Origin of the sequence: Chryseomicrobium imtechense, assembly GCF_041475995.1 — a bacterium.
Classification (GTDB): Bacteria; Bacillota; Bacilli; order Bacillales_A; family Planococcaceae; genus Chryseomicrobium; species Chryseomicrobium aureum.
On sequence record NZ_JBGOBM010000006.1, the window covers coordinates 107,117 to 118,973 of the forward strand.

Genomic DNA, 11,857 nt, shown 5'->3' on the forward strand with positions numbered 1-11,857 from the left:
AGGGGGAGTTTGATTGGGTTATTCAGATCCTACATTCGGCTTTTTGGATTCGTTTGGAACAGTGTTCATAGCTGTGGTGTTTGTTGTAATTATTTCTGTTATTATTATTGGAATTGGGGGCTCTATTAAAACGTGGGCAAAAAATAACAATTCACCTCAACTCACTGTACCCACTTCAGTGAAAACGAAACGTACAGAAACGTCAGGTGGGAGTGGAGAGAGCGCCGCTAGCACTTGGTATTATGTAACATTTGAAGTACAAAGTGGTGACCGGATGGAGCTTCCAGTTCGCGGGCATGAGTTCGGGCAGCTTGCGGAAGGTGATTTAGGTTTACTAACGTTCCAAGGTACACGCTATATTAATTTTGAACGTAAGATAGAACCACAAGTATAAAATAGAATCAGCACCTTCTCTGGAGTCAGCTCAAGAGAAGGAGCTGATTTTTTTGGGTATAGCCGGGTGTTTAGTTTCCATAACATGAGGAAGTGGTGAAACTCAATAAATAACCGTCGAATCTTTCGACTTAGCCAGTGAATCTCTCCATTTATCCATCGAATCTTTCGACACAATTGCCGAACGCTCATATAAAAACGCCACTCTTTATTTAAGAGCGGCGTTCTCCACATCTAACTACTAATACACATTAAAATACCGAGCCTCCGGATGCGCAAACACCATCGCAGAAACCGATGCCTCAGGCTCCATCATGCAACCGTCCGTCAACTCCACCCCAATCCGTTCAGGCTGAAGCAATTTCCATAGCTTCTTCTGATCCTCGAGCTCCGGGCACGCTGGGTACCCGAATGAGAAGCGTTGGCCTTGGTATTTCGTTCGGAACAAATCTTGGATGGATAGTTCGACTGGATCTGGGAAGCCCCATCTCGAGCGCATCATTTCATGCATGCGTTCTGCTAAGCCTTCTGCTGTCTCAAGCGCCAAAGCCTGCAGCGCATGACTTTCTAAAAACTTTCCTTGTTCTTTTAGTTGCTGCGCCCATGTTCGGATACCTTTTCCTGCTGTTACCGTAAAGAACCCTACATAATCCATTTCCCCACCGACTGGTTTTAAATAATCGGCTAGACAAAGATGATCCGGTTTTATCTGACGTGGAAAATGGAAACGCTCAATTTCTCGCGTGTGATTTTTCGGGTCATAGATAATCACATCGTCACCGTCCGATTGCGCCGGGAAGAACTGATAAATGGCCGATGCTTGTAGAATTCCTTCGTTTACTGCCTGTTCGAACAACTGATCCGTTATTTCTTTTAATTTTATCGTTCGCTCGTCTTGTTCAGCTAGCAAGCGAGAGATTTTCCCTTTAATGCCCAAATGATGGCCAAGCAACATCTGCTGATTGATATAGGGATAGACTTGACGTAGAGAGAAGTCTCGCAAAATATGCACATCCAAATCGGCAGGAGTATAGACCTTAACATCTCGACTTACTCTAGAAGTTCCCACTGTTGCCGGCTTTCGAGGAATCTCTTTTTCGGGTGCCTCTAAGCGCTTTTTCTGATCCTCGTCGTATAAGGTCTGAATCTCTAAACGATTTTCAGGATTTTGCAAGTCATTAAAGATTTGAAGTCCGTCCATTGCATCTTTCGCGTATAGCACTAAACCATCGTATTCTTTTGCGATTTTATTTGCCGTAAATTTTCGCGTCAAGGCGGCTCCACCAACGACAACTGGCGTTTCAATGCCTGCTGCTTTCAAATCTTGTGCGGTTACGACCATCTGCTGAGCGGATTTCACAAGCAGTCCTGATAAACCGATGATATCTGGTTTATGCGTCCGTACTTGTTCAATGAGTTCTTGAGGCGTTACTTTAATTCCAAGATCTGTCACGTCATAGCCGTTGTTACTCAGGATAATATCCACTAAGTTTTTCCCGATATCATGTACGTCCCCTTTTACCGTAGCCAAAATGACCTTCCCTTTTGTCGATGACACATCTGATTGCTCCATATGCGGCTCTAAGTAAGCGACCGCTGCTTTCATGACCTCTGCACTTTGCAAAACCTCTGCAACAATCAATTGATTGTCATTGAACAGGCGGCCCACTTCTGCCATACCTGCCATCAGGGGTCCATTGATCACATCTAGCGGTGCGTCATAGCTTGCAAGAGCAGCGTCTAAATCTGGCAGTAACCCTTCTTTCGTCCCTTCGACAATATAGTAGGCCAAGCGTTCTTCTACCGTTTCCGGTAGTGCGATCACTTTCTCTTCTTTTTTCATTCCTCTGTAGAATTCCGTGAACTTCGCGAGGGTCTCATCTGTCGTATCAAACAATAGTTCTTCGGCGAGTTTTACCTCCTCTTCCGGAATCGAAGCAAAACGCTCAAGTTTTTCCGTGTTGACGATGGCGTAATCAAGACCTGCTTGCACGCAGTGATACAAGAACACAGCATTTAGCACTTCGCGACCAACAGGCGGAAGTCCAAATGAGACATTACTCACACCAAGGATCTGCGGACAGTGCGGGAAGCGTTCTTTGATAGCGCGAATCCCCTCAACAGTGGCTTTCGCCGAACCGATATACTGTTCATCTCCCGTGCCGACAGGAAAGACCAGTGCATCAAAAATAATGTCTGATGGCGCTATGCCGTATTTTTCAGTCAACAAGTGATAGGAGCGTTCTGCAATGGCGATTTTTCGTTCTGCAGAGACACCCATTCCCTTTTCGTCGATGGTTCCGACAACTACGGCTGCTCCGAACTGGTGCACAAGCGGCGCTATGGCTTCAAAACGTTCCTCCCCGTCTTCTAAATTGATGGAGTTAATGATGACTTTTCCTTGTGAATAACGCAGGGCCACTTCTAATACCTTTTCATCTGTTGAATCAATCATTAATGGGACCTTCACTTTTTTCACAACTTGTTGGATGAATTGATCCATATCTTCTACTTCTTCACGGTCCGGGTCAGCGAGGCAAATATCGATGATTTGCGCCCCATTTTTAACTTGTGCACGCGCAATTTCAGATGCCTCTTCTAATTTGCCCTCTTGAATGAGACGCTTAAATTTTCGAGACCCAATGACGTTCGTGCGTTCCCCGACTAAGATCGGACGAGTAGACGGGTCGTCGTAAACGAACGGCTCGATACCGGAAACTTTGTGCTCATCATGTGTTGTCGCCGTGCGCGGTTGATACTTTTCAGCAACTGTTGCAAGGGCACGAATATGGTCTGGTGTCGTCCCGCAACACCCTCCTAGTAAGTTCAGCCATCCTTTTTCTAAGAATCCCTCCATTTTGGTAGCGAGGGACTCGGGTGTCTCGTTGTAATTTCCTTCTTCGTCTGGAAGCCCAGCGTTCGGATAACAACTGACGTAGCTAGACGCTAACGTCGATAGAGAACGCAAATGGTCGCGCATAAATTCAGGACCCGTCGCGCAGTTCAGGCCCACAACAAGCGGATTCATATGCTCTAGCGAAATGTAAAACGCCTCGATAGACTGACCAGCAAGTGTGGTTCCCATTGGTTCAATTGTTCCGGAAACGAGAATCGGCAGTTCACGACCGCGGCTTTTGAATGCGTTTTGAATACCTAAGTTCGCCGCTTTCACATTTAGCGCATCTTGGCTTGTTTCAACAAGCAGTACGTCTACGTCACCATCTAGTAATCCTTCTGCCTGTACTTGATAATCCTGAACGAGTGCATCAAACGAGATTCCCCCTGTAACCGATAACGTTTTTGTGGTCGGTCCCATTGCTCCTGCTACAAAACGAGGTCTTTCATCTGTTGCGAATTCCGAGGCGACACGCTTTGCAATTTCTGCTGCTTCTTTGTTCAATTCATACGCTAAGTGGCCAAGGTCATACTCGTCCAACACGACTGGTGTAGCTCCAAATGTGTTGGTCTCTACAATGTCAGCCCCAGCTTCAAAGTAAGCAGCATGAATTGATTCGACGACATCGGGTCGTGTACGAACTAAGTACTCGTTACACCCTTCGTATTCTTCCCCACCAAAGTCTTCAGCCGATAGGTCTGCTTGTTGGATCATGGTTCCCATCGCCCCGTCTAAGACGAGAATTTTCTTCTGGAGTTGCTGTTCAAATGTGGAGCTGGTCATACGATTCCTCCTTGTTGCGTGTCTTGATAAAGTCAATCAATTCAAGTGAGAGCTCATAACGGAGAAATGGTGTAATCAGATAGATTCCGTTAAATAACTTGACCGCTTCTTCTAGCAGTTCTTTTGTAATCGTCATGCCGACTTCAAGTGCTGTTGCAGGGTCTTCTCCCGCTTCTCGCATACGCTGTCTTGTCACTTCTGGAAGACGAATCCCTGGAACTTCGTGATGCAGAAACTCTGCGTTGCGCGACGATAATAAAGGCATGATGCCGACGAAAAACGGTTTATCGACTTGTTTTGCTGCTTCTGCAAGTGCATGTAGCTGATCGATTCCAAAAACCGGTTGCGTAATAAAATAATCCGCTCCTGCTGCGACTTTCTTTTCAAGCCGCTTGATCGAGGCATCCATATGGCGGTAATTCGGATTAAATGCTGCCCCCACCGAAAACCGTGTCGGTCTCTCCAGTGATTTCCCCGAAAATGATAATCCACGATTGTTCTGCTTGATAAGCTCGATTAGTTCTAAACTTGATAAGTCGTAGACAGATGCTGCTCCCGGAAAGTCCCCAATTTTGGCAGGATCTCCTGTGATGGCGAGCAGGTCTTGTACACCAAGCTCATGGAGACCCATTAAGTGCGATTGGAGACCAATCAAATTTCGATCACGGCATGTTAAATGAACAAGTGGCGTGGCATCGTATCGTTCTTTGATGATGGCTGCCACTGCATCATTCCCGACTCTCGGAGAAGCTAGAGGATTGTCAGCGAGTGTTAGTGCATCGGCACCAGCTTCATGGAGAGCTTGAATTCCTTCGTAGAATCGGTCGGTATTTAAATGCTTTGGTGGGTCAAGTTCCACGAGAATTGTCGTTTCCTTCCGCACTTTTTGAAGTAGTGGGGACTCGGCTGAAACTTGCTCGATTTGTGGGTCAGATTTTTTTGCCGTGATTTGTTTAGTCGAAATCGGCGTGCGGTCGCCTAGAGTTTCTGCGATTGCTTGAATATGGCCAGGCGTTGTTCCACAACAGCCTCCGATCAAGTGGACACCTTGTTGTCTCAGCTCCTCCGCAATTTCTGCAAAATAGTGAAACTCTTCTGCGTACGAATAGCGACCTTCTTCCACTTGAGGAAGACTCGCATTCGGATAGACGGAGAGCAATGCCTTTTTGGGAATCGGAACTTGCTTGAGAGCACTCAGCATATGGAATGGACCCATTCGACAATTGACACCAACAACATCGGCTCCTGCAACTTCCAACTCTTCAAATGCTTGTGCAAGTGAATAGCCGTTTTGCAATACACCCACTTCATGCATCGACACTTCTGCGATAACCGGTAACTCACACTCTGCCTTTGCGATTTGCACAACGGCTTTTAGTTCTTCAAAATCGTAGTACGTTTCGAGTAACAGTGCGTCGACGCCTTCCATTAAGAAAATATAGAGCTGTTCTCTAAAACTGCGTTTGATTTCATCGAGTGGAATGTCTTGTTTGATTCCACGCAATCCTCCAAATGTTCCAAGGACGTATACCTCGTCCCCCGCAGCTTGTTTGGCAAGTTTTACTGCCGCTGTATTGATGGCTTTCACTTGTTCTTGCAAACCATAACGTGCGAGTTTCACGTAATTCGCTGCGTAGGTGTTTGTCTGAATCACTTCCGCTCCTGCTGCAATATACTGTTCATGTACACGCAGGACGTCTTCCGGGTGAGAAAGGTTTAGTTCTTCATTGCAGTGATCGACGCCGTACGAGTAAAGCAGTGTGCCCATTGCCCCGTCCGCCACTAAAACACGGTCTTGCAGTTGTTCCAAAAACGGTCGTTTCATTCGGCTTCACCTACTAACCCATCTAAAATATGTTGCAGTTCTGCTTTCAAATCGTCCACATGTTCAATGCCTACAGAAAAACGAAGAAGTCTTCCGCAGATTCCGACTCGTTCACGCTCTGCTACCGGAATATCGGCATGGGTTTGTGTTGTCGGGTAGGTGATGAAGCTTTCAACTCCACCAAGACTTTCTGCAAATGCAATGAGTGTAAGACCCTCGAGGAATTGTGGTACCCACTCTTCTTTCTGTAACCGAAACGATAACATTCCGCCTTTCCCTGGATACAACACGGAATCAATTGCTACGTGTTGTGTTAAGAACTCTGCAAGTTTCTGCGCATTTTGTTGTTGGCGCTCGACTCGGAGGCCCAACGTTTTAAGACTTCTCACTAACAGCCAACAGTCTAACGGACTAGGTACGGCCCCGATTGAATTTTGAATGATTGTGAGTTGCTCACCAAGCGCCTGTCCTTTTGTAATAACAGCACCTGCTAACACATCATTGTGGCCACCCAAATACTTCGTCGCACTATGAATGACAATATCTGCTCCTAGCGTGATCGGTTGCTGCAGAATTGGTGTATAGAAAGTGTTATCGACGATCAGCAGGATTTCGTGTCCTTTTGCCAGTTCGGCAACAGCTTGAATGTCTGTTTCTTTCATCAATGGATTTGTTGGAGATTCGATGAACACTGCTTTTGTGCGCTCAGTGATGGCAGCCTCGATTGACTGAAGCTTTGAAGTGTCTACGTAACGGAAGTGTAAACCCGTCCGTTCTTCTAACTGATGGAACAACCGATAGCTCCCTCCGTATAAGTCTTCGGATACGACTAGCTCATCACCCAACTTAAATAACTGAAGTACAGCGTGAACAGCCGCCATTCCTGAACTGAAGGCAAAACCATGATCACCTCTTTCAAGGTCCGCCAGTGTTAGCTCGAGGGAAGTTCGCGTAGGATTAGCAGTTCGCGAGTAATCATACCCCGTTGATTGCCCGATTCCTGGGTGGATGTAGGCTGTTGAGAGATGAATAGGAAGGCTTACTGCTCCGGTTGCTGAGTCACTTCGGTTCCCGGCTTGTGCGAGTTTGGTTTCTAGTTGATGTGTCATATTTACTCCTCCTAAGTAGTGGAAGGTATAGAAAAACGCCCTCTTATTAAAAATAAGAAGGCGTGTAATCAATTCTATCCCTCTTATCTATCAGAACACAATGGTTCTGCTGGAATTAGCACCATACTGCTTTGCAGCTGGTTGCTGAGGTGTCGTAGGGCCAGTCCCTCTACCTCTCGCGATAAGAAATTGCGTATTTAGTTCGGTCTTCAAAGCTTTTTACCACTTTAACGCATTGAAGGAAGATGTGTCAATAGAATTTCAAGCTTTTAGTTGACTTCCCATTTCTCACACAGTAGACTGTAATTAACTACTTTGCATTACCAAGTAGCTATTTTTTCACCCCGCTATCTTGCATTACAAACTAGCAAGGAGGAGCGCTATGACAGTTCGCAGTCAACTACTGAAAGGTTTTCTTGACGGATGTGTTCTTGCAGTTATCGATAAACAAACTGTGTATGGATATGAATTGTCCAGGAAGTTACAGGATTCCGGTCTTCCCGATGTCCCAGAAGGCACCATTTATCCGGTCTTATTACGGTTGCAAAAACAGGGCTTGATCGTCAGTGAAATGCGTCCATCTGAGTCTGGACCGAATCGCAAATACTATTCCATCACACAAAGTGGACAAGCCACATTGGCAACCATTCGCAACGAGTGGCAATTGCTGTCTGTCCCACTACATGCATTATTAAAGGAGGAAAGCGAATGAAAGCACATGAGTTAATCAAACTGAACAATGAAAAACGCGAGTTATTACATGTTCCAAATAAAGTGTATTACGAGCAATTGATAGTTTATATCCGAACGAAGCTTCTATTGTCCGAGCAAAAGAGTGAAGAAGTCTTGATGGATATGCTTGATCACTTGCTTGAAGCACAAGAAGACGGAAAATCTGCAAAAGATGTATTTGGAGAGGATCCAAAGGCTTACGCTGATGACGTCATCGAACAAATTCCACAAGAAGAGAAACGCGACATGGTGAAGTTTTGGGGACGCATGGCGTTCCAGCTGCTCGCATACTACTTTATCGCGCGCGGGGTTATTATGGCTGCGATTGCCTACTTCGATGAAATGCCAGATGATCGTATTTACTTGATTCCATCGTTGATTCAAGTTGGGTTGATGGTGTTCATTGTGTGGCTCTTGATCCGCTTAGTGTTCCGTCAATTGCACAAAACCTCGTTTGAAGAGGCAAGCTTGAAATCTCGTTGGAAAGAATATGTCGGCGCAGCTGTTTTAGGAGCTCTTGCTATGGCAGCAATCGGTCTCTCGAATTATTTCTTACCCTATTTCGGACCGTATGCACCCTTTCCACCAGCGTCTTCTATCGGTGTTGGGGCGATTTTCTTGTTAACATCGTGGATATTGAAGCGAACGGAGTGGGGTTCGTAAAGAGTTTGGGTGGGTGAGCGGGCGTTCATCGGACGTAACTAAGATTTATTCTACCCAAATCACGATTTGTTCTACCCAAACCGCAATTTATTCTACCGAAGTCGTATTATGGAAACTAATCACGCACTTTACAGAAAAAACAGGGTTCGCTCCTCGGAGCGGACCCTGTCCAATTAGCTTTTCTTCAACTTCCCGACCAAAACCGTCAAATCCACAGTAACTGATGGTAACGCCAGTTCGATAAACTCGTTCACTTGCTCAGGTGGTGCATTCCAAGTAAGAGGCGTCATCGCAATGAGGTCGCGCCACTGCTCATCGGTCAACTCGACACTATAGTTCTGTCGACTGACATGAACAGTCTCCAACGTCTTCTCAAACTGCTCTTTTGCGCCTTCGTTTTCATACGTTTCTTTGTCAGTTCCCGCATAAAAGAACTTCCTGAGTTCCTCTAAGTACTGTGCATTTGGAATCACCTTCACCACGTACCCACCAGCTTTCAGTATACGTCTAAACTCTTGATGGTTTGCTGGAGAAAGAATATTCAATACGACATCCACGGAGTGCTCTTGAACAGGAGATTTAGCCAAATCCGCAACGAGCCAGAGTGCATCGACGTCGTGATTCGTTGCTAATTGAATTCCTTCTTTCGCAAGATCTATTCCAATACCCCGACCACTTTTTACTTGTTCTAGAATACCTGCCAGATGTGTCCCTTCCCCGCAGCCCATGTCTACGAGTAGAGGTGATGACAAAGAGGACTCACCTTCTATCCACGTTGCAATCTCAGAAATCACCGGATTGAAAAATCTCGTTTCTGAAAGTAGTGCCTGTCTAGCTCTAAACAATTCTTTTGTGTAACGACTCTTCGCCACAGTCCCCGCCAAGTGAAGGTAGCCTTGTTTGGCCACATCAAACGTATGATGATTCTCACATGTCATACCGGTATCGGTAGCCTGAGCTGCCTTCTGACAATGCGGGCATCGAAGCACAAAGTCTAAACTCTGTAGTTGCGTTAACGCTCGTTGTTTTTTTGAAATCATCTAGTTCTTCCTTCCTGAAGTAATTGGTAACGTTCATTAAAGAGTGTTGGATAGGAAAGGAAACCTTGTGCAATGCTGGTCACTGCAGCAGTCGTTAAAATTAAGAACACGATTAACAACTGGAATTGCACAGCTTGAATCGGGTCTGCCCCTGCAATGATCTGCCCACTCATCATTCCAGGAAGTTGCACGAGACCCATCGTTTTTTGACTTTCAATCGTCGGTATCATACTTGTCTTGATTGCTTGAATCAAACGTGTGTGTATCGCTTGTTTCGGTGTTCCTCCTAAAGATAAGATGAGTTCGATTTGATCTTCGTGACTTTCAATCTCTGAAGTGAATCGGTTCAAAAACAGAATAGCCAGCACCATCGAGTTTCCGATGACCATTCCACTGATAGGAATGACGTACTGAGGAGTGGCTGGTGTGATGGAAAAGCCGATTAAGATTCCCTGCGTTAGTACTTCGACGAAAATAAGCGTCACTGCTACTTTCCACGTGATGCCCGGAATCGACTTTCCTTTTTTCCGAACATTTAGCGTCGCTGCCACAATCATGAGCGCAACCATAAGGAGTATATAAATAAAGCTTTCGGAGTCGAATACGAACTTTAAAATATACCCAATCGCGATTAGTTGAACAATGGAACGCACAGTAGCAACGATTGTGTCTCGCTCTAAATCCAAACGAAAGTTTTGGATAATAGTAACGGGATCAAAACAAAAATTAAAGTGAGCGCGAGTGTTCCATATGTCATGAATTAGTGCCCCTTACAAATTGCTGTACAGCTGGATCTGTGGATTCGTTTAACAATGAACTCTCGCCTTGTTCGATGAGCTGACCGTCAATCATTACCCATGTATAGTGACCGATTCGTTCCGCTTGCTCTAAGTTGTGCGTAATCCAAATAATCGTTGTACCAAACGTTTTATGAATATGCGCGATCAACTCTTCCACCTCCTGACGAGATACGCGGTCGAGAGCTGATGTGATTTCATCTAACAACAAGATTTCCGGTTCCATCAGAAGTGTCCGTGCAATGGAAACTTTCTGACGCTGACCACCGGAAAGGTCGCGGCTATCGCGCTGCAAATAATCTGGATCAAGACCCACCTCTTGAATCACTTTACGCATCTTTTCAACATCAACTTCTGCTCCTTGCAATGCATAAGGAAGTGTCAAATTCTCCTCGACGGTTCCACTGATCATAGGCGCACTTTGAAGAGCCATGCTGGCACGCGTGCGCAATTCGACTGGTTCCCATTCTTCGACGTTCTTTCCAAGAACAAGAATTTCGCCAGTATTCGGACTAAGTAAACCATTGCACAACTTCAATAAAGTTGATTTTCCAGCACCGGACGGACCTACAAGTGTTGTGATTTTTCCTTTTGGGAAATAGCCGGTAATGCCTTTTAAAACTTCTTGTTCTCCTCGTTTCATGGATACATCTGTAAATTCAATGGCTGCTTCTCGCTCCATAAATTTCCCTTCTTTCCTAAGTCGTTTCTATTAGTCTAGAGGGTCAGGCGAATTAATGCCACTCCGGAAACCTTCATGGTATAGTAAGAAAAAATCACTTCGACAGGGGGAACATCGGATGTGCCTGATCGCCTTCCATCTTCAGCAACATCCAACCTATTCACTGATTTTAGCTGCTAACCGAGATGAATTTTATGACCGTCCAACTCAGCCAGCTCACTTTTGGGAAGAGCATCCTGAACTTCTAGCCGGAAAAGATCTCCATGCCGGAGGGACCTGGCTTGGCATTACAAAAACAGGACGACTTGCAGCACTGACAAATTATAGAGACCCATTAAGTGTGCAACAGGATTTAATTTCACGTGGTGAGATAGTGAAAGATTTTTTAACGTCTACGGAACACGCTTCAACGTTTATTGATAAACTAGAGGCACAAAAAACGTGTTACAATGGTTTCAACTTGCTCGCAGGAACCATAGACGAACTGCACTACTATAGCAATATGCTTCCTTCAGGACACCCTATTGAAGAAGGCACACATGCTCTTAGCAATAAGTTTTTAAACACGCCATGGCCAAAAGTTGATAAAGCACGTACAGAGCTGAACGATTATGTGTCTTTATCGGAAACGATTGAAACGGAGAAGCTCTTCGATTTGATGCGGACTTCTGAACAGGCACCTGACCATAAGCTCCCGGATACTGGCGTTGGTCTGGACTTAGAAAGAAAATTGTCATCTGCCTTCATTCAGATGCCAAATTACGGAACGCGTTGTACCACAGTCGTTCTTGTCACGCACGCTGGAAGTGTTCATTTTGAAGAGCGCACATATACGGATGGGAACTTAACAGAAACTATTGTAGAAAAATTTTCAGTGGTTTCGGAACAGTCTGAAGAAACCAAATCTCTTAAATAGCAGCTATTTTCTGCTATACTA

The 11,857-nt window shown here is 45.3% G+C and carries 9 protein-coding genes, 1 pseudogene and 1 riboswitch; of the genes and pseudogenes, 4 read left to right on the top strand and 6 right to left on the bottom strand.

What is annotated here, in order from left to right; translation table 11 throughout:
- The first annotated feature begins 13 nt into the window (after positions 1-13).
- Positions 14-394 (top strand): DUF2500 domain-containing protein, encoded by a 381-nt coding sequence (locus AB5N96_RS07745; protein WP_499705155.1) that lies wholly within the window; start codon positions 14-16, stop codon positions 392-394.
- A gap of 240 nt (positions 395-634) precedes the next feature.
- Here the strand turns inward: AB5N96_RS07745 and metH are convergent, their stop codons facing one another.
- From metH to AB5N96_RS07760, 3 genes are read right to left on the bottom strand one after another with little or no spacing between them, the layout of a single operon-like run.
- The gene (metH, locus tag AB5N96_RS07750) at positions 635-4,072 is read right to left on the bottom strand and encodes a methionine synthase (RefSeq protein WP_499705156.1); all 3,438 of its coding nucleotides are present in this window, start codon (positions 4,070-4,072) and stop codon (positions 635-637) included.
- The gene (locus AB5N96_RS07755; RefSeq protein WP_392454882.1) at positions 4,053-5,897 is read right to left on the bottom strand and encodes a bifunctional homocysteine S-methyltransferase/methylenetetrahydrofolate reductase; all 1,845 of its coding nucleotides are present in this window, start codon (positions 5,895-5,897) and stop codon (positions 4,053-4,055) included. The genes metH and AB5N96_RS07755 overlap by 20 nt, the downstream gene beginning before the upstream one ends.
- Positions 5,894-7,006 carry a methionine biosynthesis PLP-dependent protein gene (locus AB5N96_RS07760; protein ID WP_499705157.1) on the bottom strand — a complete coding sequence of 371 codons (1,113 nt, stop codon included), beginning with the start codon at positions 7,004-7,006 and terminating at the stop codon, positions 5,894-5,896. The genes AB5N96_RS07755 and AB5N96_RS07760 overlap by 4 nt, the downstream gene beginning before the upstream one ends.
- A gap of 80 nt (positions 7,007-7,086) precedes the next feature.
- Positions 7,087-7,194: riboswitch (SAM riboswitch) on the bottom strand.
- A gap of 194 nt (positions 7,195-7,388) precedes the next feature.
- Between AB5N96_RS07760 and AB5N96_RS07765 the strand changes: the two genes are divergently transcribed.
- Positions 7,389-7,718 carry a PadR family transcriptional regulator gene (locus AB5N96_RS07765; protein WP_204589473.1) on the top strand — a complete coding sequence of 110 codons (330 nt, stop codon included), beginning with the start codon at positions 7,389-7,391 and terminating at the stop codon, positions 7,716-7,718.
- Positions 7,715-8,401, top strand: a complete 687-nt coding sequence (locus tag AB5N96_RS07770; RefSeq protein WP_499705158.1) for a DUF1129 family protein — start codon at positions 7,715-7,717, stop codon at positions 8,399-8,401. The genes AB5N96_RS07765 and AB5N96_RS07770 overlap by 4 nt, the downstream gene beginning before the upstream one ends.
- A 173-nt stretch (positions 8,402-8,574) precedes the next feature.
- Here AB5N96_RS07770 and AB5N96_RS07775 read toward each other — a convergent pair whose 3' ends face one another.
- From AB5N96_RS07775 to AB5N96_RS07785, 3 genes and pseudogenes are all read right to left on the bottom strand, one after another.
- A complete protein-coding gene (locus tag AB5N96_RS07775) occupies positions 8,575-9,441 on the bottom strand; it encodes a putative RNA methyltransferase (protein WP_204589471.1) in 867 nt (288 codons plus the stop codon).
- Positions 9,438-10,198, bottom strand: a pseudogene (locus AB5N96_RS07780) (ABC transporter permease). The gene AB5N96_RS07775 and the pseudogene AB5N96_RS07780 overlap by 4 nt, the downstream one beginning before the upstream one ends.
- Positions 10,195-10,920, bottom strand: coding sequence for an ABC transporter ATP-binding protein (locus tag AB5N96_RS07785; RefSeq protein ID WP_499705159.1), 726 nt, complete (start codon positions 10,918-10,920; stop codon positions 10,195-10,197). The pseudogene AB5N96_RS07780 and the gene AB5N96_RS07785 overlap by 4 nt, the downstream one beginning before the upstream one ends.
- A gap of 118 nt (positions 10,921-11,038) precedes the next feature.
- On the opposite strand from AB5N96_RS07785, the gene AB5N96_RS07790 reads away from it, so the two are divergent.
- Positions 11,039-11,836 carry an NRDE family protein gene (locus AB5N96_RS07790; protein WP_499705160.1) on the top strand — a complete coding sequence of 266 codons (798 nt, stop codon included), beginning with the start codon at positions 11,039-11,041 and terminating at the stop codon, positions 11,834-11,836.
- Positions 11,837-11,857 lie beyond the last annotated feature (21 nt).

Excerpts from the sequence above, each read along its gene's own strand:
- AB5N96_RS07760 (WP_499705157.1), bottom strand. The coding sequence starts at position 7,006 with ATGACACATCAACTAGAAACCAAACTCGCACAAGCCGGGAACCGAAGT.
- AB5N96_RS07755 (WP_392454882.1), bottom strand. The coding sequence starts at position 5,897 with ATGAAACGACCGTTTTTGGAACAACTGCAAGACCGTGTTTTAGTGGCG.
- metH (WP_499705156.1), bottom strand. The coding sequence starts at position 4,072 with ATGACCAGCTCCACATTTGAACAGCAACTCCAGAAGAAAATTCTCGTC.
- AB5N96_RS07775 (WP_204589471.1), bottom strand. The coding sequence starts at position 9,441 with ATGATTTCAAAAAAACAACGAGCGTTAACGCAACTACAGAGTTTAGAC.
- AB5N96_RS07785 (WP_499705159.1), bottom strand. The coding sequence starts at position 10,920 with ATGGAGCGAGAAGCAGCCATTGAATTTACAGATGTATCCATGAAACGA.
- AB5N96_RS07790 (WP_499705160.1), top strand. The coding sequence starts at position 11,039 with ATGTGCCTGATCGCCTTCCATCTTCAGCAACATCCAACCTATTCACTG.
- AB5N96_RS07765 (WP_204589473.1), top strand. The coding sequence starts at position 7,389 with ATGACAGTTCGCAGTCAACTACTGAAAGGTTTTCTTGACGGATGTGTT.
- AB5N96_RS07770 (WP_499705158.1), top strand. The coding sequence starts at position 7,715 with ATGAAAGCACATGAGTTAATCAAACTGAACAATGAAAAACGCGAGTTA.